This is a genomic window from Rhizobium sp. NZLR1, assembly GCF_017357385.1.
Lineage (GTDB): Bacteria > Pseudomonadota > Alphaproteobacteria > Rhizobiales > Rhizobiaceae > Rhizobium.
This window is the reverse complement of sequence record NZ_CP071633.1, coordinates 349,848-374,343: the sequence shown is the minus strand read 5'-3', so window position 1 is coordinate 374,343 and position 24,496 is coordinate 349,848. Positions and strand designations below refer to the sequence as shown.

24 protein-coding genes are annotated in these 24,496 nt (G+C 62.3%); 10 read left to right on the top strand and 14 right to left on the bottom strand.

All coding sequences use genetic code 11. The annotated features are described in order from the left end of the window. Nucleotides 1-37 precede the first annotated feature (37 nt). From dhaL to oiaX, 13 genes are all read right to left on the bottom strand, one after another. Complete coding sequence (dhaL, locus tag J3O30_RS24195; RefSeq protein ID WP_207585102.1) at nucleotides 38-709, bottom strand: dihydroxyacetone kinase subunit DhaL; 672 nt, start codon at nucleotides 707-709, stop codon at nucleotides 38-40. A gap of 3 nt (nucleotides 710-712) precedes the next feature. Next, entirely contained in the window at nucleotides 713-1,717 is a 1,005-nt protein-coding gene (locus J3O30_RS24190) for a dihydroxyacetone kinase subunit DhaK (RefSeq protein WP_207585101.1), read from the bottom strand. A 56-nt stretch (nucleotides 1,718-1,773) separates the two neighbouring features. Further along, nucleotides 1,774-3,618, bottom strand: coding sequence for a hypothetical protein (locus J3O30_RS24185; RefSeq protein WP_207585100.1), 1,845 nt, complete (start codon nucleotides 3,616-3,618; stop codon nucleotides 1,774-1,776). Further along, on the bottom strand, nucleotides 3,615-4,649 hold the full coding sequence (locus J3O30_RS24180; RefSeq protein WP_207585099.1) for a Gfo/Idh/MocA family oxidoreductase: 1,035 nt from the start codon (nucleotides 4,647-4,649) through the stop codon (nucleotides 3,615-3,617). The genes J3O30_RS24185 and J3O30_RS24180 overlap by 4 nt, the downstream gene beginning before the upstream one ends. A gap of 1 nt (nucleotide 4,650) precedes the next feature. Then, on the bottom strand, nucleotides 4,651-5,715 hold the full coding sequence (locus J3O30_RS24175) for an ABC transporter permease (protein WP_207585098.1): 1,065 nt from the start codon (nucleotides 5,713-5,715) through the stop codon (nucleotides 4,651-4,653). Next, nucleotides 5,712-7,262, bottom strand: coding sequence for a sugar ABC transporter ATP-binding protein (locus J3O30_RS24170; RefSeq protein ID WP_207585097.1), 1,551 nt, complete (start codon nucleotides 7,260-7,262; stop codon nucleotides 5,712-5,714). Before J3O30_RS24170 ends, J3O30_RS24175 begins: the two co-directional genes overlap by 4 nt. After that, a complete protein-coding gene (locus tag J3O30_RS24165; protein ID WP_207585096.1) occupies nucleotides 7,259-7,903 on the bottom strand; it encodes a DUF2291 domain-containing protein in 645 nt (214 codons plus the stop codon). Before J3O30_RS24165 ends, J3O30_RS24170 begins: the two co-directional genes overlap by 4 nt. A 72-nt stretch (nucleotides 7,904-7,975) precedes the next feature. After that, nucleotides 7,976-8,917, bottom strand: a complete 942-nt coding sequence (locus J3O30_RS24160; RefSeq protein ID WP_207585095.1) for a D-ribose ABC transporter substrate-binding protein — start codon at nucleotides 8,915-8,917, stop codon at nucleotides 7,976-7,978. A gap of 97 nt (nucleotides 8,918-9,014) precedes the next feature. Beyond that, nucleotides 9,015-9,842, bottom strand: a complete 828-nt coding sequence (locus tag J3O30_RS24155) for a phosphogluconate dehydrogenase C-terminal domain-containing protein (protein ID WP_207585094.1) — start codon at nucleotides 9,840-9,842, stop codon at nucleotides 9,015-9,017. A gap of 79 nt (nucleotides 9,843-9,921) precedes the next feature. Then, nucleotides 9,922-10,368, bottom strand: a complete 447-nt coding sequence (locus J3O30_RS24150) for an RpiB/LacA/LacB family sugar-phosphate isomerase (RefSeq protein WP_207585093.1) — start codon at nucleotides 10,366-10,368, stop codon at nucleotides 9,922-9,924. 34 nt (nucleotides 10,369-10,402) lie between these two features. After that, complete coding sequence (locus J3O30_RS24145) at nucleotides 10,403-11,164, bottom strand: triose-phosphate isomerase (RefSeq protein ID WP_207585092.1); 762 nt, start codon at nucleotides 11,162-11,164, stop codon at nucleotides 10,403-10,405. Beyond that, on the bottom strand, nucleotides 11,164-12,498 hold the full coding sequence (locus tag J3O30_RS24140; protein ID WP_207585178.1) for a four-carbon acid sugar kinase family protein: 1,335 nt from the start codon (nucleotides 12,496-12,498) through the stop codon (nucleotides 11,164-11,166). The genes J3O30_RS24145 and J3O30_RS24140 overlap by 1 nt, the downstream gene beginning before the upstream one ends. A gap of 5 nt (nucleotides 12,499-12,503) precedes the next feature. After that, the gene (gene oiaX / locus J3O30_RS24135; RefSeq protein ID WP_207585091.1) at nucleotides 12,504-13,760 is read right to left on the bottom strand and encodes a 3-oxo-isoapionate-4-phosphate decarboxylase OiaX; all 1,257 of its coding nucleotides are present in this window, start codon (nucleotides 13,758-13,760) and stop codon (nucleotides 12,504-12,506) included. Between the two features lie 180 nt (nucleotides 13,761-13,940). Here oiaX and J3O30_RS24130 point away from each other — a divergent pair, with 180 nt between their 5' ends. The 9 genes from J3O30_RS24130 (at nucleotide 13,941) to ugpC (ending at nucleotide 22,459) form a co-directional block, all read left to right on the top strand. Beyond that, nucleotides 13,941-14,645, top strand: a complete 705-nt coding sequence (locus J3O30_RS24130) for a transcriptional regulator NanR (RefSeq protein ID WP_207585090.1) — start codon at nucleotides 13,941-13,943, stop codon at nucleotides 14,643-14,645. A 171-nt stretch (nucleotides 14,646-14,816) separates the two neighbouring features. Beyond that, nucleotides 14,817-15,137 (top strand): hypothetical protein, encoded by a 321-nt coding sequence (locus J3O30_RS24125; RefSeq protein ID WP_207585089.1) that lies wholly within the window; start codon nucleotides 14,817-14,819, stop codon nucleotides 15,135-15,137. Nucleotides 15,138-15,291: 154 nt separating this feature from the next. Next, on the top strand, nucleotides 15,292-16,296 hold the full coding sequence (locus J3O30_RS24120; protein WP_207585088.1) for a LacI family DNA-binding transcriptional regulator: 1,005 nt from the start codon (nucleotides 15,292-15,294) through the stop codon (nucleotides 16,294-16,296). Between the two features lie 36 nt (nucleotides 16,297-16,332). Further along, a complete protein-coding gene (locus J3O30_RS24115) occupies nucleotides 16,333-17,625 on the top strand; it encodes a sugar ABC transporter substrate-binding protein (protein WP_207585087.1) in 1,293 nt (430 codons plus the stop codon). Between the two features lie 32 nt (nucleotides 17,626-17,657). Then, complete coding sequence (locus J3O30_RS24110; protein WP_207585207.1) at nucleotides 17,658-17,909, top strand: hypothetical protein; 252 nt, start codon at nucleotides 17,658-17,660, stop codon at nucleotides 17,907-17,909. Then, nucleotides 17,848-18,786, top strand: a complete 939-nt coding sequence (locus J3O30_RS24105) for a sugar ABC transporter permease (protein WP_207585086.1) — start codon at nucleotides 17,848-17,850, stop codon at nucleotides 18,784-18,786. Before J3O30_RS24110 ends, J3O30_RS24105 begins: the two co-directional genes overlap by 62 nt. Continuing rightward, the gene (locus J3O30_RS24100) at nucleotides 18,779-19,672 is read left to right on the top strand and encodes a carbohydrate ABC transporter permease (RefSeq protein WP_207585085.1); all 894 of its coding nucleotides are present in this window, start codon (nucleotides 18,779-18,781) and stop codon (nucleotides 19,670-19,672) included. Before J3O30_RS24105 ends, J3O30_RS24100 begins: the two co-directional genes overlap by 8 nt. Before the next feature lie 4 nt (nucleotides 19,673-19,676). Further along, nucleotides 19,677-21,395 (top strand): GH32 C-terminal domain-containing protein, encoded by a 1,719-nt coding sequence (locus J3O30_RS24095; protein ID WP_207585084.1) that lies wholly within the window; start codon nucleotides 19,677-19,679, stop codon nucleotides 21,393-21,395. Between the two features lie 20 nt (nucleotides 21,396-21,415). Continuing rightward, nucleotides 21,416-22,459, top strand: coding sequence for a sn-glycerol-3-phosphate ABC transporter ATP-binding protein UgpC (ugpC, locus tag J3O30_RS24090; RefSeq protein WP_207585083.1), 1,044 nt, complete (start codon nucleotides 21,416-21,418; stop codon nucleotides 22,457-22,459). A 193-nt stretch (nucleotides 22,460-22,652) separates the two neighbouring features. On the opposite strand, the gene J3O30_RS24085 is transcribed toward ugpC, so the two are convergent. After that, complete coding sequence (locus tag J3O30_RS24085) at nucleotides 22,653-23,723, bottom strand: saccharopine dehydrogenase NADP-binding domain-containing protein (RefSeq protein ID WP_207585082.1); 1,071 nt, start codon at nucleotides 23,721-23,723, stop codon at nucleotides 22,653-22,655. Nucleotides 23,724-23,825: 102 nt separating this feature from the next. On the opposite strand from J3O30_RS24085, the gene J3O30_RS24080 reads away from it, so the two are divergent. Beyond that, nucleotides 23,826-24,416, top strand: a complete 591-nt coding sequence (locus J3O30_RS24080; protein WP_207585081.1) for a TetR/AcrR family transcriptional regulator — start codon at nucleotides 23,826-23,828, stop codon at nucleotides 24,414-24,416. The last annotated feature ends 80 nt before the right edge of the window (nucleotides 24,417-24,496 follow it).

The window sequence follows — 24,496 nt, the reverse complement described above, 5'->3', positions numbered from 1 at the left end:
CCTCTTGATAAGCGGCCCCCTTGTTGCAGATAGTCATTCACATGTCAACTGGTATGATGAGATAACCATCATGCTGCCGAACGAATTTTGCGATCGCGGTGATGATGATGACGGCCGAGGCCGCTCCGGGGTCGATATGGCCGATCGCTCGTTTCCCCAGCCGCGATGCCCGCCCCTTGGCCGCCGTCATATCCCGGGTCGCTTCGCAGCCTTGGCGCGCTGCCCGCTCCGCCATGTCGAAGCATTCAGGAAGGGCGGTTCCCGACGCCCAGGCCTTGAGCGCCGCATCGGCCGCCGGCTTCCAGGCGTCGACCATGGTCTTTTCGCCGGGCTCCGCCTTGCCGCGTTCCTGAATGCCTTGCGCCATCGCCGCGAAAGCCCGCACAAAATTGTCATCGCTCAGGTTAGACCTGTCCTTGACCGAAGCGCCTGCGCGCATAAAGGCGGTGGCATAGAGCGGGCCCGATGACGCGCCGACCGCATTCAGAAATGCCTTTGCCGCAGCGTTGAAGGCAGGCGTCGGCGCAGTCTGCGCGGCATCGAGCCCGCCGACGGCCTTGGCGGCGGCTTCACAGCCGGCGTCCATGGCAAGGCCGTGATCTCCGTCGCCGATGGCGCCATCCAACTCGCAGAGATGATCGCGCTGCGCGGCGATGCCCTCGGCGATCAAGGCAAAGAGGTGCTGCAGGTCTTTCGTCGTGATCAGCATCGATCACCTCGTAAACATGGCGCAATCGCAGGGATGGTCGATTAGCCGCTGAAGCTCGTCGTCGAGGTGCATGAGCGTCACCGAAGCGCCGGCCATTTCGAGCGAAGTGCAGTAATTCCCGACGAGCGAGCTATGGATGACAAGCCCCGCCTCGTCGAGCCGCGCCTTCACGCGCCGCATCATGATGTAGAGCTCCATCATCGGCGTGGAGCCCAGCGAGTTGACGAGCACGGCGACACGGTCGCCCCGTTCTGCCTTCATCTCGCGGAGGATGCTGTCCATCAGTTCGTCGGTCACCGCGTCGGCCGCCTTCAGCGGCTCGCGAGCCATGCCGGGCTCGCCATGGATGCCCATGCCGATCTCCATCTCGCCGTCGCCGATCAGGAAATTCGGTTTCAAGGTCTGCGGCAGCGAACAAGGCGCGAGCGCCACACCCATCGTATAGGTTCGCGCATTGGCATGGCGGGCGGCGCGCTCGACCTCGTCGAAGGAATAGAGAAGATCGCAGGCAGCACCAGCGGCCTTGAAGATGAAGACATTGCCCGCCACGCCGCGCCGCCTGTCCCTCTGATCGGCGGGGGCGGACGCGACATCGTCGGTGGTCAGGACGGTGCGCACCTCGATCTCGTCAAGCGCCAGCATTTCGGCGGCCATGTCGAAGTTCATGACGTCGCCGGCATAATTGCCGTACATGAAGAGCACGCCGGCGCCGCCGTCGACGGCTTTGGCGCAGGCGATGATCGGATCGGGGGGCGGCGAGGCGAAGACATTGCCGATCGCGGCGGCATCCGCCAGCCCTCTGCCGACATAGCCGAGGAATGTCGGTTCGTGCCCGGACCCGCCGCCGATCACCAGCCCGACCTTGCCCTTGCGCGGTCCGTTTCGGGCAATGATGGCGCGCGGCATGTCGTCCACGGCATAAAGGTGCCCGGGATGGGCCGCGAGAACGCCTTGCAGCATCTCATCGACGGCATCTGCGCCTGCATTGATAAGCTTCTTCGTCTTCACGCCGATCCTCCCCAGAACGAGCTCCGACTGCATAGATGCGGCTGGCGCGCCGGACGTCAATCCGCCCGCGGCAAGACGACAGTCCCGAAAGGCGCGAGCCGCAGCTCTTTATCCAGTGCGCCGCCGTCGACCCTTCGCTCTTCGCTGGTCAGATTGACCACATAGATCCTGGCGCCTGCGGCATCCCGCGCCACGAAGGACAGCACTTCGGACGGCGAAGACGAGACGCATTCCTGCCAGGACGCGCCGGCGAGGGCCGACAAGGTCCGCACCGTGTTGAACAGCGGCCGCCGCCCGCCTTGCTCGACCGGTTCATCCGGGCCGGCGATCAGGCCGAAAGGGCCGGTCAGTGCCGAAAGCGTCAGGCATTCGAGATCGGCATCCAGCACCCGGATCGCGTAGCCGAGCGCGAAAGCCTCCGCGAAACGCCCGTTGTGGCGCGGGTCGCGATTGGCCATCGGGATGCGTCCGCCCGCAGGATTGTCCATGGTGCGGCTACCATAAGGGTTCTGCCGCATCGGGATCGTCGACGGGCCGATGCGATAGGGCTTGTCGCCGTAGACCGCGCGGACGGATCGCGTGATGAACGGCAGCGCTTCCAATGTCTGCATGACGCTGAGATCGTCGGCCGCATGCACGATCGGATTGGTGCAATGGCTGACGAAATCGATCTCGCCGGCCGGCACGCGCTTGCGGTTGAGTTCGGTGAAATAGCTCAGCATGCCGCCGCCGATGCGAGTGCCGGGGAAGGCGGCGCGGGCCGCGGCATAGATCTCTTCGAGGGGAGGGCAGTCCGGCCATTTGCTGCCAGGCGGCGTCGATTGCCGATCGACGGAAGGCGAGATCAGGATCGCTTCCGGCTCGAAGTCCGCGCGCTGCATCTGGCGGGCAATCTCGGCCGCTTCGCTCGATGGCGACGACTTGCAGGCAAGCGCGATCTCCAGCGTCGTACGGCCATGATGGGCGGCAGCGATCGCGGCAAATTTCTGCAGCGCTTCGACGCCATGTCCAGCGTTCGCATCGAAATGGAAGACAAGCTCGCGCGGCGCGATCTCCGACAGGAGGGACCGGGCCGAGAGCGTCGCATCGGCCTCCTGCGGCGTAACGACCACGCCGATATCGGGCATGGTGCCGGTCCGTGTTCCAAGTTCGAGCCTTATGACATCGCTCGACGTCGCGGCTGAGACCGCTGCGGAACGGCTGGCGTGGCTGATCATGAGCGACGTCTTCTGCCGAACCGGTTGGTTGGCGAAAATCCGATAGGGCCAGGGCAGGGCGAGCGGCCTGACATAGGTCTTGTAGGAGGCATCGGACCAGTTCCTCTGATCCTCCATTTCGAAAATGTCGCCTTCCATCCGGCATTCCGCCGCAACTCCGGGCACGACCTCATGGGAAATAGCGCGCATATCCTGGAACGGCTGCCAGGGTTCGATCACATCGGGAAAGCGTGTCTCGACGATCCGGCCGTCGACATGCTCGACCGTCGCCGCTGAACCGGCCACACCGACGATCGGATGCAGGATGCAGAAGCCGCACCGATTGGTCTCGAAGCCGGTCTCGCTCGTGGCTTCGGCCTCGAAATCGAGCCGGTCCTGATATCCGATGATGCGGACGTCGATGACGAGGCTCGTTCCGTCGGATGCCTCGCAACGTGCCCGATAAGCGACTTCGAAACGGTCGTCGCCCTGCTCGATCCTGAGATCGGCGATCTGGGGGCTGTAGGTGCCCCAGTCCCGGTCGCGAACGAGATAGGAAATCGCCCGCAGCACCTCGACACCGTCGTAACGGATGGTGCGGAGATTGCCATCGGCGAGATCGGCGGCCAGCTTTCCGGCCGTCAGGCGAACCGGCGGCGTTTCCAGAGCGTGGGTGCCGTAAAGCTGGAAGGCATCGACCGTCATCGCAGCATCGCCCCGACGTCGATGGTCTTTCCCCCGGCAGCACTGTCATAGGCAGCCTCGACAAGGGCGAAGGTCTTCAGATTGTCGACCCCTGACGTCGAGTGATCCGCGCCGCGCTTGAGTTGGTCGACCCAATGCTGCTGGATCGCGTAGACGCTCTCCTGGATATTGTGCCAGGGCCGCGAGGCCCATGATAGCAGCTTCGGAGAGACATCCATTTTGGTGGTGCCCTCGGCGTTGTTGATTTCGAGGCCATAACCCTGACTCAGGCGGATCGTGCCCTCGGTGCCATCGAGCTCGATCAGGGTCTCCGGGAACGGCTCTTTGGAAAGCTTGGTGGCGTAGCTGACATCGACGACCGAGGTGGCGCCATTTTCATGATCGAGCAGAATGGTCGCGACGTCCTCGCCCTTGATTTTTGGATTGACCCGCCTGGTGCGCGCCGTCAGCGAGCTGACATCGCCGAGGATATAGCGAGCGATGTCGAGCGTATGAATACCGAGATCTTCGATGATGAAGCGCTCGCCTTCGGCGAGATAGGGCTGGCCGGAAAAAACGTCGTAGCCCGAGCGGAAGGAGAAGCGGCCCCAGAAGGGCGTGCCGATCACGCCGGCAGCGAGCGCCTTGCGAACCGCCTGGATCGGCGCCTGCCAACGAAAATTCTCGTGCACCATCAGGGCGACGCCGGCATTGCGGCAGGCCTCGACCATCGCCTTCGCATCCGACAGCGTCTTGGCGAACGGCTTCTGGCAGATGGCCGGCACCCTATTGCCGGCGGCCATTTCCACCAGCGCGCGGTGGCTCTGGACGGTGGTGGCGATATCGACGAAATCGAAGCCGCCATCGGTAAACAAGGCCTCGGCATCGCTATAGCGGCGCTCGATGCCGAACTGGTCGCCGACGATCTTCAGCCGCTCCGGATCGCGGTCGCAGATCGCGACAATCGTGGCGCCGTCGACATCGCTCCAGGCGTGCATCTGGTTGATCGCAAAGAAGCCGCAGCCGATCAACGCGCCTTTCAATTCGGTCATCTCAACCCGCCTTTGCCATTTGCATGAGGGTGACGCGCTGCTGCAGGCGGCGCTGCGCCTGGTCGACGACCACGGCGATGATGATGACGAGACCCTTGATGACCATTTGCCAGAAGGAGGAAACGCCCATCATGACGAGCCCGTCGGAAAGGATGCCTATGACGAAGGCGCCGATAATCGTTCCGCCGATCGTGCCGCGGCCACCCGACATCGAGGTGCCGCCGAGCACGGCTGCCGCGATCGCATTGAGCTCGAAGCTCTCGCCCGTGGCCGGATGGGCGGCCATCAGTTCCGAGGAGATGACGACGCCGACGATGGCGGCGCAAAGACCGGAGAACATGTAGACGAAGATCTTCACGACATCGACGCGGATACCGGACATGCGCGCGGCTCGCTCATTGCCGCCGACGGCAAAGATGTGGCGGCCGATCGGCGTCGAGCGGGCGACATAGGCGGCCACAAGCGCCAGCACGATCAGGATCCAGATCGAGACCGGCAGGCCGAGAATGCGTCCCGCGCCGAAGAAGTCGAAGCCGGTCGTGGCATATTCCGGCCGGCCGACGAGGTTCGGAAAGGTCTGACCATCAGACGACAACAGCGCCAGGCCGCGGGCGATATAGAGCGTGCCGAGTGTCGCGATGAACGGCGCAACGTTAAGCTTGGTGATCAAGAGGCCGTTGATCAGACCGATGATAAGGCCGATCGACAGCGTGATCAGCACGATCTCGAAGAGGTTGAAATAGATGGTGTAGCCGATTGGCAATTCGATGCCGTAGAGGATCAGGCCGCCGGCAACCATGCCGCACAGCCCGACGATCGACCCGACGGAGAGGTCGATGCCGCCGGTGATGATGACGAAGGTCATGCCCATCGCCAGGAAGGCGTTCAGCGCCACATGTTTCGACATCAGGATCATGTTCGCTGTCGAGGTGAAGTTCGGCGCGAAGATCGCAAAGAAGATGATGACGGCGAAAAGCGCGATGAAGGTCCTGAGCTTCATCAGTGTCAGAAGCGCGGAGCCGTTGGCGCCTTTCGGCGCAAGAGTGGTAGATGTAGCCGCCATCATGACGCGAGTTTCCCTTGATGTCCGTGTCCCTTGGCCGAAGCCGCGATGATCGCTTCCTCAGTCGCCTCATCCCTGTCGAAGACAGCGACCAGCTGGCCGTTGCTCAAGACCGCGATGCGATCGGATAGCGCCATGACCTCTTCGAGGTCGGAGGTCGAAAACAGAATGGCGAGCCCGTTTGCCGCCAGCCGGCGCATGGTGCGGAAGACGTCTGCCTTGGCGCCGACATCGATGCCGCGGCTCGGCTCGTCCATCAGCAGCACCTTCGGATTGGTCATCAACGCCTTACCGATGACGACCTTCTGCTGGTTGCCGCCGGACATCGAGGTAACCTCGAAATCCGGATTGGGCGCCTTGATCGAGAGATCGCGGATCGCCTCCTGAATGGCGTTCTTTTCCGCGCTGCTGTCGATATGGAAGAGCCGGGTGAAGCGCGAAAGGCTTGCAAGCGTCAGGTTGGAGGCGATGGAGAGCACCTGCACCAATCCCTCCCGCTGCCGGTCTTCTGGGATCAGAGCAAGGCCGCGGCGGATGCGCCGCGTGGTGTCGCGGGCGCGCACTTCCTTGCCGTCGATGAAGATCCTGCCGGTCGAATGCGCATGGCGCCCGATCACGCATTCGAAGAATTCGCTGCGCCCGGCGCCCATCAGGCCGTAGATGCCGAGGATCTCGCCTGCCTTGACCGACAGGGAGACATCGTTGACGGCAAGCCCGCCGGTCGGCCTGGGAAGGCTGATATTTTCGGCGCGGAAGACCTCTTGGCCGATGGAATGGGTAACGGATTTTGCAAAATCCTTGGCGTCCGAGCCGATCATCGAGCGCACGATCCAGCGCGTGTCGATATCGCGCACCATGGCATGGCCGGTGATCTGGCCGTCGCGCAGCACCGTGATGTAGTCGCCGATCCGCATCAGCTCTTCCAGCCGGTGCGAGATATAGACGATCGCCACACCGTGGGCTTTCAGCTCGGCGATCACCTTGAACAGGATTTCGACTTCCGCCGCCGAAAGCGCGGAGGTCGGCTCGTCCATGATCAGGATGCGGGCATCGAGCGACATCGCCTTGGCGATCTCGACGAGTTGCTGCTGGCCGATCGGCAGATCCTCGACCATCGTATCCGCCTCGATGCCGGCATCGAGACGCCGCAGAAATTCATTGGCCTTTTCGACCTGCGCCTTGTGATCGATGCCGAGCAGGCCGCGGGTGATCTCGCGCCTTGTGAAAATGTTTTCGGCCACCGACATGTTGGCGAAGAGATTGAGCTCCTGGAAGATCATGCCGATGCCATTGGCCTGCGCGTCGGCCGGACTGTCGAAGGATATGGGCTTGCCATCCAGGATGATGCGGCCGAGCGTCGGGCGCTCGACGCCGGCGATGATTTTCATCAGCGTCGATTTGCCGGCGCCATTTTCGCCAACCAGAACGTTCACCGCGCCGCGGCGCAGCTCCAGATTGGCGCGCTTGACGGCGACGATGCCCGAATAGACCTTCGACACATCGTCGAGGCGCAGGATGATGTCGTCCTCTTGTGCCTCTGCCGCTGTCATGAGCCCACCTTCAGTTCCGAAGGTGTCACGAGCGGAAGCTCGCCGCTTTTCGGCAGCGGAAAGGCGCCGATCACCGTCACCGTCTTGCCGGCCAGGCCGTCGCGCGGAACGGCGGAGAGAACAGCGGCATTGGCCTTCTCGTTGAACGCCTTACCGAACTGCGCCCATTCGATCTGGTTCTTGAATTCATTGAAATTGACGAAGTCTAGCGTGTCGCGCAGTGCGGTGCCGCGCAGCGCCGGCCCGATCTGCACCTTGGCATCGGCCTTGCCGTCGCCATCGGCGTCGAGATCGAGCGTTGCCGCGCGCGACGCCGTGTCGGCCGCAACGACCGTGCCGGTGATCTTCACCGCATAGGTCCAGGGCGAGCTGCTCTGCTTGCGAGTATTGCCGTATTTCTCGCCGGCGGCATCCGGGTTGGAGGCGGCAAGCTGCATGACGTCCTTCAGCTCGCCGGCGCGCTTTTCGAAATACGGCACGACGTCAGGCTGCCAGATCGCCTCGACCTTGGCATTCGGGTCGAAAGCGGTCTTGGCCGCTGCCGCCGCCTTCTCCTCTGTAGTCGGCGTCTTGATGATCTTGCAGCCGGGCAAGGCCGCCGCCACGACGGCGGCTAGCAGGGCGCCCTTCATTCTCAACATGCGATGAACCTCGACGTCTTGCAAAATGCATTGCGGAGGGCGCAACACTGCACCCTCCGCAATTGGCGCTGATCAGTTCGTCAGGGCGAAGGTCTCGAGCTTGCCGGCATTGTCGGCATTGACGAGAACACAATCCATCAGCTGCTTCTCTTCCTTCGGCGTCGTCTTGTTCTTGATGTAGGCGTCCGCCTGTTCCACCGCCAACTGGGCCTGCGCATAGGCGGGCTGCAGCACGGTCGCCTCGATGCCACCCGACTTGATGGAGTCGCGCACGTCGTTGGAGCCGTCGAAGCCGACGACGATCACGTCCTTGCGGCCGGCCGCCTGAAGGGCTGCGATCGCGCCCATGGCCATGGTGTCGTTGCCGGAGATGACGCCCTTGATATCGGGGTTGGCCTGGAGGATGGTTTCCATCTTCGAATAGGCTTCCGTCTGGCTCCAGTTGGCCGACTGCTTGGCGACGGACTTCAGCTCCGGATAATCGTCGATGACGTCGTGATAGCCCTGTGAGCGGATGCCGGCATTGGTGTCGGACTCCTTGCCCACCAGCTCGACGTAATTGCCCTTCTCGCCCATCAGCTTGACGAATTCCTGCGCCCCGAGCTGGGCGCCCTGATAGTTGTTCGAGACGATCTGGGCGACGGCAACGCCGGTCGCATTGATTTCGCGGTCGATCAGGAAGGAGGGGATGCCGGCATCCTTCGCCTTCTTGACGGCGGCGACGGAAGCGTCCGCGCCGGCATTGTCGAGGATGATCGCCTTGGCGCCGCGCCCGATCGCCGTATCGATCATTTCCGACTGCTTGTTGGCGTCGTCGTCATGGGTCATGACGAGGGTCTCGTAGCCGAGTTCCTTCGCCTTGGCTTCGGCGCCGACGGCTTCGGCCTTGAAGAAGGGGTTGTCATGTGCCGGCGTGATGATGGCGATGAGGTCGGCCGCAAAGGCCGGCATGGCAGTTCCGAGCGCCAGCGCGCCGGCAAAGGCTGCAAGTGTTAGTCTGCGCGTCAGTTTCATTTTTTCCTCCCGTTGTGAATGAAGCCCCGTTCTCCCCGGAGCGGTTGCCCCGTCTCCGGGGCGGTAGAGGGGGAGGGACTTGCCTCCCCGGGCCGGTTCAGGTGATGCGCCGGATGCTCTCGGCGATCTCCTGCGGTTCGAATACGTTCTTCCAGTCGTCGCGCATCAGCGCCGGAATGCCGAACTCGATCGCCTTGTTGCAGGCGTCCGAGAACACGCCGTCGACCTCCTTGAAGATGACCGCGCCGAGCACGTTCATATGGCCGAGCAGAAAGTCGCGGGCTGCTTGTTCAGGCACGCCGCGCGCCACGCATTCGTCCATGGCCTGGCGCATGACGACGAGCAGCGATGCGCAGACGGTTTCGGAAAGGCCGGGTTCGAGCATGGCGAGCTGGTCGACAGTAACCCGGTGCGAGCGCATGACCGGCGCCCAGATGAGCTTGGCAATTTCCTCGCCGAGTGCATAGGCGCTGTCGGGCCCCTGCATCAGCGCTGAGACGATGTGCTGCTTGGCGAACAGGCCGCCGAAATGGTCCTTCTTGGCCTGCATATCCGTCTCGTCGTTGAAGATCGGCGGATGGCAGGGATGGGTGACGAAATAGGTGAGGTCGTCGCGCTTCGGCAGGTGGCCGGCAAAGGGAGCGGCGGCATCGAGCGCAACCACCATCGTGCCGGGTGCGAGCTTGTCGACGATGCCGGCTGCGACCTTGCCGATCGCCGTATCCGGTACGGCGAGGATGACAACATCAGCGCCGTCGAGCGCGGCCTCGACAGGCACGCAATCGAGACCGAGATCGTTCTTCAAACGCGCCTTGCCCGCGTCGCTCACCTCGACATGGCGCACCTGGAAGCGTGAGCCTTTGAGATTTTTGGCAAGCCGGTATCCCATTTTGCCGCCGGCGCCGAAGAGAGCAATCTTGGTCATGTTTTCCTCACTTTTTCAGTTCTGGATAGGATCATAAACTGGTATGATGAGTCAATCACCATATCACTACTTTAGTTGTTCAAGACCCATGTTTTTCGGCGTCGAGCCGGTCGATCGCCTCAACGTTGCCTGCCGATGGGCCGTCAGGGTCGAATTCGGATGCAAGCCAGACGTCGACGATCGATTTCGCCAGTTCCGGCCCGATGACGCGCGCCCCCATCGTGATGATCTGGGCGTTGTTCGATTTGGCCGCGCGTTCCGCCGAATAGGTATCGTGCGTCAGCGCGGCGCGGATGCCCGGCACCTTGTTTGCGGAAATGCACACACCGATGCCGGTGCCGCAGAACAGGATGCCGCGCTGATGTTCGCCGTCGACAATCGTCTGCGCGAGACGCTGGGAGAGATCGGCGTAGAAGCCGGCCTGACTGAGATCGTGAACTTCGAGATCCGCCTTGCCGGCGAGATGGGCGGCAATAACATCCAGGAGCGGTTTGCCGGCGCTGTCGGCGCCAATTGCAATCTTCATAGCAGTTTCCTTTCATCGCCCTCGGGCATGGAAATCACCTTTCGATCGCCGCGCTGACGCGGCGAAGAATGTCGAGGTAACCGTCGACGCCCCAGGCGGAGCGGCCGATGAACAGGCCGTCGATATGCGCCTCGGTGATCAGTTCCTCGCAATTTTCCGGATTGACGCTGCCGCCGTAGAGAACCGGCACCGCACGTCCAACAATGGACTTCGCCACCTCGGCGATCTTTCCGTGTCGCTCCGACGCGTAGTCGGCGGTCGCCGGTATACCCTTGGCGCCGATCGCCCAGACCGGCTCATAGGCAAGCAGGACCGGAGCCTCGGCCCCGGCGTCGACGCCCCTCAAGGCGGCCTCGACCTGCCGCCGTAAAACCGCGTCGGCCCGACCCTCCCGGCGCTCCTGCAACGTCTCGCCGATGCAGATCAGCGGCGTCAGGCCATGGCAGATCGCGGCGGAAACCTTGAGGCCGACGGTTTCGTCGGTCTCGCCGAAATGCTCGCGCCGCTCGGAATGACCGAGTTCGACGATATCGAGTTCGCAGTCCTTCAGCATCAGAGGCGAAATCTCGCCGGTCCAGGCGCCGGCGTCTTCCCAGTGCATGTTCTGGGCGCCGACCTTGACCGATGTCTCGGCCAGCACACGCTTGACCTCGCGCATCGCGGTAAAGGCGGGAATGACGAAGCGCTGCACGCGGATGTCGCGTTCGCTGTCTGCCTGGGCGAGGTGGCGCGCGAAGGCGAGCGCTTCCTCAACGGTCTTGTTCATCTTGAAACTGGTGCCGACCCAGACGACCATCAGCTTTTCCTTCCGTCGCGGATCTGCGCGAAATAGCCGTCCGTCCCGACCTGGCCGCCTTTGAGCGCGATCTGCAGGCCGTTGGTCGGCGGAAAGTCGCCATGGGCGAGGCACAGCGGCGACCCCGGCGTCTGGGGAAGCGGCAGAAGCGTCGTCAGCGCGTCGATCTTCAATTGCCGGAGTGCGTGACTGGAGGTGTCGCCGCCGGCGACGACCGCACGCGACAGCCCTTCCGCCTCGACCAACCGGCAGAGGATTGTGCCAAGCGCGCTTCCCAGCCGGTGACGCGCGCCAGGCAGCCGGTCGATATCGGCGCCGCGGTCCGCGGAGGGGCCGAGAGCCGTGTAGAGGATGACGCTCTTGCCTTCTTTCAGCTTTTGAATGCCTGCCTGTATCGCTCCATCCACGGCGCCTTCGCCATTCGAGACCAGCGTCAGCGGATCGAGCGCAATGCTTTCGAAGCCGTTCTCGACAGCGGTGCGGATTTGCCGCTCGGTCGTCGGCGAGACGCTACCCGAGACGACGGCGAGGCGGTCGACGGGGCCGACATCGGGAAATTCGCCGCTGCTCGCGCCGACCAAGCCGGCCCGCCGCCATGCGCTGAGCAGGGCATATTCGACCCCCGAGGAGCCGGCGACAAAGCTTGCCGAGCGGCTGGTGACACGCAGCATCTGCCCGCCTGCCGCGATCTGTGTTGCCTCGGAGTCGACATCGAGGAGCAGGATCCCGTCCGGGCTCGACGCTAGCGCGTCTATCCGTTGATCGGCGTCCGCCGCGGTGATCGTGACAAGATCGGCAAGCAGGACGGGGAGGGAGGTCTGCTTCGACAGGTGGACCGTAAGGTCCGCCTCGTCCATCGGCGTGACCGGGTGGCGGCTCATGACGGGATGGCGGTCGATGCGGAAGACGCGGCCCTGATAAGCGGCGAAGAGATTGCCGAAGGCGGTATAACGCTTCAATTGCGGCGCGCCGACGATAACTGGCACAATGGATTGCCCGAATATCGTGCGGCCGATTTCGATCGCCTTGCCGATATTGCCGATCTCGGGGCTGGAATCGAAAGTCGAGCAGACCTTGTAATGGCAGATGGCAGCGCCGAGCGATTTCAGCCAATCGAAAGCAGGCGCAAGGTGCTCCTCCATCCAGTCCGGCGTCTCGGAGCGGCTCGTTCCGGCAATGCCGATCGCCCGGCAGTGTTTGAAGCGAGCGAGCAATCCCGGCGTCGGAATGTCGAGGAAGAGTGCCGTCTCGACACCGTTCGAGGCGAGCGCCTCCATGACATCGGTCGAGCCGGTAAAATCATCCCCGTAATAGCTGACGAGAAGTCGATCCATATCGGTCACGCGCCTTTGCCGTCGCTGAATTTCGCAATCGAGGCGGCAAGCTCCGGATGATCTCTCGCGTAGATCTCAAGTGGTATGTCGGCGACAGCCGCCTGCCAGGCCTGCTGCACCGCCCGGACGCCGGCAGCCGGGCCGCCGGGATGGCTGACGATGCCGCCGCCGCAGAGATAGAGCAGATCGACAGTGCGGCCGGTGCGGCGATAGGTTTCCGGCGCCTGTCCGCCCCACTGGCCGGAGCCCGCGACCGGAAGCGGGCAATCGGCGGCGTCGAACAGCGGCGTGCTGACCGCCTTGAAGGATGAGACGAAGCTGTCGTCCGGCTCCCAGTATTTGACCCTGATGCCGTTGATCTGAAACTGATCGACCCCGAGCAGCCGCCAGAACTGCTGATAGACCTTGAAATCCAAGCCGGCGCCCGGATCGCGGGTCAGCACGTCCCAGCCGTTTCGATGCGCGTGCAGCACCAGGCTCGAGCGTTTGCGTAGAAAGCTCATGCCGCCGAAGCCGATCGAGTTGATGTTGACGACGGCGCAATTACCGCCGGCCGCAGCCACGATGTCGTGGTTGCGCATCATCTCGTCGGGGTCGGCATGCGAGATGCCGAAGGCATACATGACCTTTTTGCCGGTCTTCTGCTCGTGATCGAGAATGCGCGGCATGATCGCCGCGACGCGGTCCTTGAGCGGCGAGTAGGCCGGGCTCATCAGCTTCTCGTCGTCCTTGATGAAGTCGACGCCTGACGCAATCAGCTCGCCGACGAGTTCCGCCGTCTCGTGCGGCCTCAGCCCAAGCGCCGGCTTGACGATCGTTCCGATGATCGGCCGGCCTTCAACGCCGGTGAGGCGGCGGCTTCCAGGAATGCCGAACTGCGGCCCGGGATGGGCGCTCTTGAAGGCGTCGGGCAGCTTCATGTCGACGATGCGAATGCCGGTCATGCCCTTGATCGAATAAACGCCGCCGATCGCGATGGTCATCAAGGCCGAGAGATCGGTGCCGATCGCCTCCAGCGGAAAGCCGATGTCGACATCGGCGCGTCGGAGCAGCGTGCCGGCAGCGACCTCAGGCCAGGTCGGATGGCGCGCATCGTCGAGCGGCCGGATGGCCAGCACGCGGGCGGCGACACGCGCTTTCAGCTCCTCGGTTTCGCCCGGGACCGGCACGAAGGTTCCGGTCGACTGGTCGCTGGCGATCTTGTCCGCCATCGCCTCGACGCTGCCGGCCGTTTCGATGCGGTAGGTCAGGGTAATCATCATGAAACGGACGGCTGCTCCTCTCGCCAATGCAGATTGCCATGGCGTCAACTCATGATCTGGTATAATGAGTATTCCAACCAATGAAAAGCGAATTTTTTGAGTGTGCAAATTTCCAGTCGCAAGCTTTGTCCTTGGTCCGGAAAACTGTTAGGAGGAGACATTTTGAGCCAGCGAGATGTTATGACCCAGCCCCTCGAACAGATCGTCCGCCGCAAACTCTCTGACGAAGTGTTTGATCGACTTGAGCGATTGATCACCTCAGGCGAGCTTCAGCCCGGCGATGAAATGCCCTCCGAACGGGTGCTGATGGAGCGCTTTGGGGTCGGCCGGCCGGCGATCCGCGAGGCCATGCAGTCGCTTGCCAACAAGGGTCTCGTCAACATTTCGCACGGCGAGCGGGCGAAGGTTCTGAGGCTGACGGCAAAGTCGATCTTCCGCCAGGTCGATCTCACCGCCAAGATCATGCTGGCACAATCGGCTGACTCGCTGGAGCATCTGAAGAGCGCCCGCATCTTCTTCGAGCGCGGCATGGCGCGCGAGGCCGCGCAGCGCGCCTCGGCAAATGATATTGGCGACCTCAGGGAGATCATCGAGCGCCAGCGCAGGTCACTCGGGCAGCCCGAAGAATTCATCGATGCCGATATGGAGTTCCATACCCGCATCGCCCAAATCTCAGGCAACCCGATCTACGTCGCCGTCAGCGAAGCCATGCTCGCCTGGCTGAAGGAATATCATACCGAAATGCTGATCTGGACCGGCAAGGAAAAGTTCACGCTCGCCGAACACGACGAAATCGTCGGCCGCCTTGAAGCCAATGACGTGGACGGCTCGGAAATAGCGCTGCTCAAGCATCTCGAACGCTCGCGCGCGCTTTACGCGAAATAGCCTCAACTCTGTATGTGAGCGGTGCGCCGCCCACCTTCCTGCTGACGCTCAACCCTCGGCCGGCCCGGCTTCCGAACGGTAGCGTGCATTTATCCGCAGCAGCGGAACAATGCTGTGCCGGCGAGGTTGTGGATAGGCCAAGCACGCAAAGATCCCCAAGGAGGACACCACATGCGTATGAAACTCGTAGCAGCTTCGCTTCTCGCCCTCGGCATGGCCACTTCAGCCTTCGCCCAATCCAATCCGGCGCCGGCCGGTGCCACGATCGACAAGAACCAGGCCGATCAGGGTGGTGGTGCAACCAGCGACCCGAAGACTAAAAAGCCGATGGCAACCGATTCCACCATGACCAATTCGACGACCGGCGGCACGATGAAAATGGACAAGACCAAGTGCCCCAACCCGGTCAACAACTCCGCCAATCTCCAGACCCAGGGCGGCACCAGCAACGCCACACCGATGGATGAGGCCTGCGCGGCCCATAACAACTGATCGGCCTCACCACAAAAAACCCCGCTTCGGCGGGGTTATTGCGCGAGCCGACCCCCCCGGCAGGCGGCATTTGCGTCAGCGATTCCATCATAACTTGACTTACTGCAAAACGCGCGATATCAATTTGGGTAATCGATAACCCAAAAGAGATCCCGTGACCGCCTCACTCAACGACATAGCCGCCCGTGCAGGTGTCTCCGTTAAGACCGTGTCAGGTGCATTGCATGGCGGCTCGGCGCGCATGTCGGAAGACACCCGCCAGCGGATCAAGGAGATCGCCGCGGAGCTCGGATATGTCACCAACTTCGCCGCACGCAGCATGCGGCAAGGCTGGATGCCACTTGTCGGCCTGGTCGCGGACGACTTGATCACCTCGCCTTTCGCGACCGAAATCATCAGGGGGCTCGATGGCGCCGTGCGCGCCGCCGACATGGCCGTCTTCGCCATGACGCTCGGCGGCCATCGCAGCGTAGCGTCGATCCTCGACGAGATGCGCCGCTTTCGCCCGCGGGCGATTGCCTATGCCGCCATGTATCACAAGAGCGTCGACCTGCCGCCTGGATTTGCCGACACGGTCGGCGTCATGATCAACTGCCGTGATGCCAACGACCGCGTGACCTCGCTGGTGCCGGATGAAACGGGGGCGGCGCTCGAGATTACCAACTATCTGATCGATGCCGGCCGGCGCAATATCGCCTTCATCAATCTGCCGGGGCTGCTCGCCGGGGACCTCCGTGAACTCGGCTTCCGACAGGCGCTCGATCATGCGGGCATCGACGGAGCCGGCGCCATCGTCTTGCCTGCCGTCAGCAAGGCGATCTACAGCGACCGGGCGCACAGCCTCGTGGCCACGCATGTGCATGAGCTGATGAACGGCCCCCGGCGCCCCGATGCCATCCTGTGCGGCAATGACCGCGTGGCCATGGAGGTCTATGCCGCGCTGCACCGGACAGGCGCGGCCATTCCCGACGATGTCGCCATTGCGAGTTTCGACAACCAGGTCGAGATCGCCTCGCGTCTCGACCCGCCGCTGACCACCATGGCGCTGCCGCACCGCGCCATGGGCCGCCAGGCGGCGCAAATCCTGCTTGCCGAAGACCGGGTCCCGGTCGGGGTGCAGAAACTGCCGTTCCAGCTGGTGGAGCGGGCATCCGTATAAATTGAGATAGGCCCATCCAATTGAGGAGGAATTCTAATGGGTAAACGTTTACTTTGGTCTCTGATCCTGTCCTCGGCGTTGACCGCGCCATGGGCCCAGGCAGCCGAGAAAACCACAATCCAGGTCATGCATCAGGGCGATCCCGGCTTTGTCGCCGCCTATGGCAAGGTCGCCGAGCGGTTCGAGGCGGCCAACCCCGATGTCGACGTGCAGTTCATCTATGCGCCGCACGATGCCTATAACGAGAAGTTCAGCGCGGCCGTCATGGCCAAACAACTGCCCGACGTCATGGAACTCGATGCGCCGTTCCTCGCCAATTACGTCTGGTCGGGCTATCTTCAACCCATCAAGCCGCTGATCGACAAGGACCTCCTCGACGATATGACGGAGTCCAATATCGCCCAGGGCACATACCCGATCGACAAGGACCTCTATGCACTCGGACTGACCGACTCGTCGGTCGTCCTTTACGGCAACAAGAAATATCTCGAAGCGATCGGCGCCCGCATCCCGAAATCCGTCGACGATGCCTGGACTCGGGAAGAATTCGAAACCTATCTCGAAAAGCTTTCCAAGCTCGACGGCGTGAAGTGGCCGATCGATACCTTCCGCGGCTACGGCATCAAGACCGAATGGATCACCTATGCCTATGGCCCGATCCTGCAATCGGCCGGCTGCGATCTCATCGACCGCAAGGCTTGGAAATCCGAGGGCACGCTGGATAGCGACGCCTGCGTCGATGCTCTCGCCATGATGCAGAAATGGGTCAAGAACGGCTGGGTCGTGCCGCAGTCGGCCGGAACCAACCAGTTCTTTGCCGAAGGCAATCCGGCGGCGCTGGCGCTCGGCGGACACTGGGTCTATGCGGAGGCCGCCGCGACCATGAAGGACAACATCGTCGTGCTGCCGCTTCCAAAGTTCGGCGCCAAGGGCGCGAGCCCGAATGGCACCTGGATCTGGGCGGTCACCAAGACCTCGACGCATCCCGAGATATCAGGCAAGTTCATCAGCTTCCTGCTGAAGGACAAGGAGTTCCGGACCTTCGCCGCAAGCCAGTCGGGCTATCCCGGCTTGAAGAGCTTCGCTGCCGAATCTCCGCTCTATGCCACTGGCGGCCCGATGGCGATCGCCTTCGAGCAGGCATCGAAGACGGCCGTCGCCCGCCCGCCACATCCTGCCTATCCCACAATCACCTCGGCCTTCATGCAGGCCGTCGACCAGGTGTTCAATGGCGGCGATCCCAAGGAGGCGCTGACGTCAGCCGCCAAGAAAATCGATCAGGATATCGAGGACAATGACGGCTATCCGCCATTCGGCGACGGGCAATAAGCGTGATCGCTGCCGATAGGCGAACCCCTGCGATGTCTCAGGCAGATATCGCAGGGCGCGACCGGCATCTAAAGCGCGTCGCGATCTTTCAGATTCGCTCCTCGCGCTTTAGCTCTTTGTTTTTACGCATGTCGTTTGCGGCAAAAGCGCTCAGCGCTTTGCCTGGCAAAGCCGCTGCTCACTTTTGCGCGACATGCTTTAGGCTTGGAAAGGAGGAGTTGCATGGTCATGCAACAATCGACATCTTCGACATCCGTCCGAAAGGCTCCGGCGCGCCGGCATAACAAGGGACGGCTGATGCAGGAAGCCGCCATGCTCGCGCCGGCCATGATCCTGTTGACCCTCTTTCTGATCCTGCCGTTCCTCTTGTCATTCTGGACGGCAATGACCAACCAGCCTCTGGTGCCGCGGCCGACGCCCGTCCGGTTCGTCTGGTTCAACAATTTCATCCGCATCTTCCAGGACGATCTTTTCTGGACCGCCCTTTGGAACGTCGCGCGCTTCACCTTCTGGATCATTCCAGCGCAGTGCGGCCTCGCTTTCGCGACGGCGCTGCTGCTTCATCAAAAGCTGCCGTTCCGCAATCTGCTGCGCGGCATGTTCTTCCTGCCGGCGATCACCTCGATGGTCGTGGTCTGCGTCATCTGGGGCACCCTGTTCCAATATCCCACGGGGCCGTTCAACCAAATCCTCGGCTTTCTCTCAGGCGGAGCGATCCAGCCGATCGATTGGCTCGGCGATCCGCAATGGGCGATGTTCTCGCTCGTCCTGCTCTCGGCCTGGCAGGCCTACGGCTTCCAGATGATCGTCTATCTCGCCGGCCTCCAGGGCATTCCGGACGAACTCTACGATGCCGCCAAGATCGACGGTGCGAACGCTTTCCGGCGCTTCTGGCATGTGACCATGCCCGGCCTGCGGCCGACCCATGTCTTTGTCCTGGTGATCACCACCATCCAGGCGTTCAAGCTCTATACCCAGGTCGCCATCCTCACGCAGGGCGGACCGAAAAGCAGCACCGAAACGGTGGTGCACTACATGGTCCGCGCCGGCTTCGAAGAGCAGAAGATGGGCTACGCATCCGCCGTTTCGGTCATATTGTTCGTGATCGTTCTCGTCATCGCGCTGATCCAGCGCCAGCTGCTGAGGCGCTTCGATGTCTGATATCGCACTCTCGATCCCGCAGGCCCGCACAGCGCGGCCCCGTTCCGCCGTAAAGGTTCTTCGTATCATCCAGACGACGTGCATTTTCATCATCGCATTGGTGATCGTCTCTCCATTGCTGCTCCTGGTCGTGGCAAGCCTCAAGGATGACCGGTTCCAAATTCTGGCCGATATGGGCAGCTTCCGGGCCTTCTGGGTTTCGAACCCCACGCTTAACAACTATGCCGAGGTCGGCCACCTCTCGGGTGAACTCGCCTTCGGACGCTACCTCATCAACTCGCTGATCATTCTGGTCACGACGGTCTGTTCCGGCCTGATTGTCAATTCGATGGCGGCGTTTGTCCTGGCCTGGGGATCGCTCAGGGGCCGCGCCGTCATCCTGTCGATCGTGATCGCACTCTATGTGATCCCGCAGGAAAGCATCATCATGCCGCTCGTTATCATGGTCTCGCGGGCGGGAATGTCCGATACCTTCGCGGTGCAGATCGTGCCGTGGATCGCCAGCCCCCTCTATATCTTCCTGCTCTACCAGTTCTTCGCGCAACTGCCGAAGGAATTGCTGGAAGCCGCCGAGATGGATGGCGCATCTTTTTTCCGGGCCTATCGTTCCATCTTCCTGCCGCTCAGCCTGCCTGCGCTCGCCACCGTGTCGATCCTCATGGGCATCGAGACCTGGAACCAGTATCTCTGGCCGATCTTGGTGACGCAGACGGACTATGCCCGGCCGATCGCCGTCGCCATCGCGACCTTCTTCGGGCAGGACAGCATCTACTGGGATCGTGCGATGGCAGCCTCCGTTTTAATGATGATCCCGATCCTGGGGCTCTACCTCGCATTCCAGCGCTGGTTCGTGAGTTCCTTTATCGGCTCTGCCGTGAAAGGTTGAATTGATGACAAGCCAAGCGACTTCTCCGTCCGATGAAGCGGAGCTGGAGACGATCAGCGCCTTCCTGCCCGCAGGGTCCACGATTCATGCCTGGATCAGGGCGTCGCATGGCGACGCTCCGGGAAGGTTGACGGCACATGTCGATGGGAATCCGGCCTGTGCTGTCGAAACTTCAAATCCGCATGAGTTTGAGTTTCGGCTGCTGACGCTGGAAAGAGGCGGAGAGGCTGCTTTCTCCTACGATCCCATGACGACCGACGTCTCGGTCCTCTATGCCTTCCTTCAGCCCCACGTTCTCGAAGAAGGCGTCCGGCTGCTGCATATCAGCCCTGCCAATGCCACACCCGAGGTCCCCGGCAGCTATCACTTCCGCCCGCCTTTCGGCTGGATGAACGATCCCAACGGGTTTGGAAGGTTCGGCGGCAAGCTGCACCTCTTCTACCAGCACTATCCCCACAGCCTTCGGTGGAACAACATGCATTGGGGTCATGCGGTCTCGGAGGACTATCTTCGCTGGAAGCATCTGCCGATCTTTCTTTTCCCTTCGGATGAACTCGCTGCGCGGGCCGACGGGCGGGGCGGGGCATTTTCCGGCTCCGCGATCGCTCTTCCCGGCGATGAAGCCGGCCTTCGCATTTTCTTCACCGAGCATATGAAGGATCGGGAACCGGAGGAACAGGTTCAGTTCACGGCCACCAGCCGCGATCTTGTCAATGTCGAGCCGGCGAGCCTGATCCTGCCGGCGCGTCCCGCCGGGCTCGGTCTGACGACCGACTTCCGCGATCCCTATGTCTTCCTCGGGCCCGACGGCCAATGGAAGATGTTGCTCGGCACGCGAGACCGCGAGGGCGGCGTTATCCTGCTCTACCAAACCGATGACCCGGCTGCGGCGACGGGATGGAACTTCCTCGGCATGCTTCACCGTGAGAACCGCTTCGGGATGACGGCGGCGGAGTGCCCCTGCATGGTGCCGCTCGATGGTCCCGCCAATGATCCGACGACGCGCTGGGCCCTGATCTTCGGTCTGCTCACCAGCCGCGACCCGGCAACGGGCCGGCGCAACATGACGCTTGCGACTGTCGGCCGTTTCGATGGCCAACGGTTCTCAATGGAATTCGAACAGGAACTGGACTTCGGCACCGACGCCTACGCGTTCCAGGCCTTCGTCGACGAGGGCGACCCGATCGGCATCGCGTGGCTTGCGAACTGGACGGATATTTCCAGAGAGATCGACATGCCGACGGCGATGACCCTGCCGCGCCGGCTGGCATTGCAAAGTGGGGCGCTGATCACGCCGCCGGTGTCAGGTGTCGAAAGCCTGCGGCAACGGCGACTGGATGCCGGAGGTTTTCTCGATGGCCGGACCGTCGATCTTGCCAACGGCTCCGTCGAAATCCTTCTCACTCTCAGGCAAGCCGGCAATGCGTTCCGCCTCGATCTCGAACATTCCGAGGCGACGGTCGCGGTTCAGTTGGATGAGGCCGGGCTGAGCATTCCCTTCTCGGTGGCGAATGCCAAGGCATCGCCCCGCTATATCGCCGCCGGCGCACGCCCATCGACCATCCGGATCTTCCTCGATGCAGGCTCGATCGAGGTCTTCGCCGACGATGGCCGCTGGACGGGAACCAAGCGGCTGCCCGGCGTCAAGGGGGTAAGTGCTGCGCGTCTGACCGCATCCGAGGGAAATATAATCGCCGCTGAAATCTGGCAGCTCGGTCTTTAATCGCTGGAGGATAAAACGACATGGCATCGGTTACGATAGACGAAGCCCGCAAGCATTATGGCGCCGTTCCGGTGATCCACGGCGTCTCCGTCGATATCGAGGACGGCGAATTCGTCACGCTCGTCGGTCCCTCTGGCTGCGGCAAGTCTACCCTGCTCAGAATGCTAGCAGGGCTGGAGGAGATCAGCGACGGCGAAATCCGCATCGGCGGCCGGGTCGTGAACGACGTGGCGCCGAAAGAGCGGGATATTGCTATGGTGTTCCAGAGCTACGCGCTCTACCCGCACATGACCGTCGCGGAGAATATGGGCTTCGCTCTGAAGCTCCAGGGCCAGAACAAGTCGACGATCGAAAAGCAGGTGAAGGAGGCGGCTGACATCCTGGCGCTCGGACCTCTCCTCGACAGATTGCCCAAACAGCTGTCGGGCGGCCAGCGCCAGCGCGTCGCCATGGGCCGCGCGATCGTCCGTCACCCGCAGGTCTTTCTCTTCGACGAGCCGCTCTCGAACCTCGACGCCAAGCTGCGTGTGACGATGCGGGCGGAAATCAAGGAGCTTCACCAGCGACTGAAGACCACCACCGTCTATGTCACCCATGATCAAGTCGAAGCCATGACCATGGCCGACAAAATCGTCGTGATGCGCAGCGGCCGCGTGGAGCAGATCGGCAAGCCGCTCGAGCTCTTCGACCGTCCGGCAAACACCTTCGTCGCCTCTTTCATCGGCTCGCCCGCGATGAACCTGTTCGAAGGTGAAGTCAGGAACGGCAGCTTCGTTTTGGGCGGAACCAGCCTGCCTCTGCCGCCCGGCCGGCAAGAGGCGGACGCCGTCACCTATGGCATCCGCCCGGAGCATATGGCGATCCGCGAGGACGGCGTGCCGGCCACCATCGTCGTCGTCGAGCCGACCGGATCGGAAACCCACATCAACGCTAGGCTTGGAAGTGCCGATATCACGCTGCTTCTGCGTGAACGGGTCGACTTCAAGCCGGGACAACAAATCTCGATCGCCCCTGACCTGTCGAAGGTGCATTTGTTTGGAACAGGCGGCAATCGCCTAAATTAAGATGAATGCCCTGTGGGTCGCTTTGGGCGGCGTGCCGATTGTGAGCGTCGCAGAGGTCCCTCGCAAAATGCCCAACTTTTGCGAGGGACTTCTTCCATAGATCGTTCGGGAAGATCAAAGCGGGTGGCTCCGCAGGATTTGTGCAGCAACGGGCTCCGTGATTACGCTGGAGACTTGCGGTCCCTCACGCCGTTTATGGATGGCCCTTCTGAAAATCTGAGGTTTCTGATGTCTCAACCGACAGATTGGGGCCGAGAGCGCCCAGGAAACTCGCGGCATGGAAAATGGCAGCCGGCGGCTTTGCGCCGGTATCGCGGATATCACCGGACAAGATACGCTGGACCGCTTCGCAGATGATCGGCGCCGTGACGGCATAGATGTCCTGTCCCTGGGCGAGAATCCGGCGGCGCAGGTCGCCTTGCGTGACGATCACCTCAACGGCGAAGCGCTGCGCCGAACGTCCGGTTTCATCGATGGCCTGGGGCGGGGGCGTCGATGGATCCCGAACATCCCGCAGGGCTGTCGTGCTGAGAAAGGTGTGCAACTCCTTCGTCCGGACGTGGCGGGCGATCAGCGGCACTTCCGAAAATGGAAGCTCGACGAATGTCTGCTGGCCGAACGGGGCCGGTAAAACGGATACCTTCTCGGCCGGCGGCTGATGCACGGGTCCAAGCTGCCCGCCGCTGACGGCCAGGCGCTGCGCGGTGTTCTTCTCCCCGGTCACGCGCGTGCCTTTCGTGGGCAGCCAGCTGTCGAGCGCAACCCGGATTTCGACAGTGTCGGCATGCAGCCATTCGTCCATCAGGGCTGCCACCAGCAGGTCTGCCAATCCGCCGTAAAATCCCATGGCCGGGATGACGGCTACGCCCGCTTCCCGGGCCGCAACCTCATGCCGGTCGAATGTGGCCTGTACGCTCGGCTGTTCAGCCGTTACGTCGAGATAATGGATGCCGGCCCGGAGCGCGGCACGCACGACCGCGTCGGCCGTGTCCATGAACGGGCCGGCGCAGTTGATGACCGCCGCCGCTCCTGCGAACGCGCTGTCCAGCGCCTCGTCATCCTCTATCGCTGCTTCGCGGCATTCGACGCCGCGTTCCGGAAAGCCCGCCTCTGCCAATCGTCTGGCACTCCGTCCGATCGCAATCGGCGTCAGCCCGCGCCGCAACAGTTCGGCGACGACAAACCGGCCGGTATGGCCGTTCGCTCCAAGGACTGCCACCACGGCGTGGAGTGTTCCAGTGTTGTCGGTTTGATGAATGGTCATTGCTCTCTCCTGCGCTACCGACCTGTCTGTAGCTATAAAACATACAGGTCTGTAGCGTGTCAATCCGCTTTCTGCTAGTGTGGCTGAATTGGAGATGAGCGAATGACGAAAAACACAGCGAACGCCCCGGCCGTGAATGAGGTACGGGATAGAATTCTCGAGACTGCATCGGAACTCTTCTACCGGCGCGGTGTACGCGCCGTGGGCGTCGATCTGGTGGTGGAAAAATCAGGTGTCGCCAAAACCAGCCTTTACCGCCATTTCGGCACAAAGGACAATTTGATCGCGGCCTTCCTGAAGCGCGAGGACCTGGATTTCTGGAACACCTGGCATAGGATAACCGAGCGGCATGCGGATGACGCCTTAGCCGAACTCGACGCCCATTTCGAGTGGATCGGCGAAAGGGTCGGGCGGGATAATTACCGGGGCTGCCCGCAGATCAACACGGCGGCCGAGTTCCCGGAAGCCGGTCACCCCGCCCGCAAAGTCGCCGAAGCCCATATGCATGAAATGCGGCGGCGCTTGATGGCCATCGCCGGGAGACTGGCGGTTGCTGCACCCGACCGGCTTGCCGGGCAACTCGCGGTGCTGATCAACGGCGCTTTTGTCAGCATGCAGGTCTTCGAACCCGGCGAGGCGACGGGTTTGCTCCGCGATGCCGCGCACGCCCTGATCGCCGCTGGCCGCAATTGATTCACTGGAGGCACATTTCCCAGAATTGGGAAATGGGTCAATAGGAACTGGCCACGCATCGGGATCGAGAGTTCCCGACA

Bases quoted from the DNA above. Each gene is read 5' to 3' on its own strand.
- dhaL (WP_207585102.1), bottom strand. From the start codon at position 709: ATGCTGATCACGACGAAAGACCTGCAGCACCTCTTTGCCTTGATCGCC.
- J3O30_RS24185 (WP_207585100.1), bottom strand. From the start codon at position 3,618: ATGACGGTCGATGCCTTCCAGCTTTACGGCACCCACGCTCTGGAAACG.
- J3O30_RS24180 (WP_207585099.1), bottom strand. From the start codon at position 4,649: ATGACCGAATTGAAAGGCGCGTTGATCGGCTGCGGCTTCTTTGCGATC.
- J3O30_RS24175 (WP_207585098.1), bottom strand. From the start codon at position 5,715: ATGATGGCGGCTACATCTACCACTCTTGCGCCGAAAGGCGCCAACGGC.
- J3O30_RS24170 (WP_207585097.1), bottom strand. From the start codon at position 7,262: ATGACAGCGGCAGAGGCACAAGAGGACGACATCATCCTGCGCCTCGAC.
- J3O30_RS24165 (WP_207585096.1), bottom strand. From the start codon at position 7,903: ATGTTGAGAATGAAGGGCGCCCTGCTAGCCGCCGTCGTGGCGGCGGCC.
- J3O30_RS24160 (WP_207585095.1), bottom strand. From the start codon at position 8,917: ATGAAACTGACGCGCAGACTAACACTTGCAGCCTTTGCCGGCGCGCTG.
- J3O30_RS24155 (WP_207585094.1), bottom strand. From the start codon at position 9,842: ATGACCAAGATTGCTCTCTTCGGCGCCGGCGGCAAAATGGGATACCGG.
- J3O30_RS24150 (WP_207585093.1), bottom strand. From the start codon at position 10,368: ATGAAGATTGCAATTGGCGCCGACAGCGCCGGCAAACCGCTCCTGGAT.
- J3O30_RS24145 (WP_207585092.1), bottom strand. From the start codon at position 11,164: ATGGTCGTCTGGGTCGGCACCAGTTTCAAGATGAACAAGACCGTTGAG.
- J3O30_RS24140 (WP_207585178.1), bottom strand. From the start codon at position 12,498: ATGGATCGACTTCTCGTCAGCTATTACGGGGATGATTTTACCGGCTCG.
- oiaX (WP_207585091.1), bottom strand. From the start codon at position 13,760: ATGATGATTACCCTGACCTACCGCATCGAAACGGCCGGCAGCGTCGAG.
- J3O30_RS24130 (WP_207585090.1), top strand. From the start codon at position 13,941: ATGACCCAGCCCCTCGAACAGATCGTCCGCCGCAAACTCTCTGACGAA.
- J3O30_RS24125 (WP_207585089.1), top strand. From the start codon at position 14,817: ATGCGTATGAAACTCGTAGCAGCTTCGCTTCTCGCCCTCGGCATGGCC.
- J3O30_RS24115 (WP_207585087.1), top strand. From the start codon at position 16,333: ATGGGTAAACGTTTACTTTGGTCTCTGATCCTGTCCTCGGCGTTGACC.
- J3O30_RS24110 (WP_207585207.1), top strand. From the start codon at position 17,658: ATGTCTCAGGCAGATATCGCAGGGCGCGACCGGCATCTAAAGCGCGTC.
- J3O30_RS24105 (WP_207585086.1), top strand. From the start codon at position 17,848: ATGGTCATGCAACAATCGACATCTTCGACATCCGTCCGAAAGGCTCCG.
- J3O30_RS24100 (WP_207585085.1), top strand. From the start codon at position 18,779: ATGTCTGATATCGCACTCTCGATCCCGCAGGCCCGCACAGCGCGGCCC.
- J3O30_RS24095 (WP_207585084.1), top strand. From the start codon at position 19,677: ATGACAAGCCAAGCGACTTCTCCGTCCGATGAAGCGGAGCTGGAGACG.
- ugpC (WP_207585083.1), top strand. From the start codon at position 21,416: ATGGCATCGGTTACGATAGACGAAGCCCGCAAGCATTATGGCGCCGTT.
- J3O30_RS24085 (WP_207585082.1), bottom strand. From the start codon at position 23,723: ATGACCATTCATCAAACCGACAACACTGGAACACTCCACGCCGTGGTG.
- J3O30_RS24080 (WP_207585081.1), top strand. From the start codon at position 23,826: ATGACGAAAAACACAGCGAACGCCCCGGCCGTGAATGAGGTACGGGAT.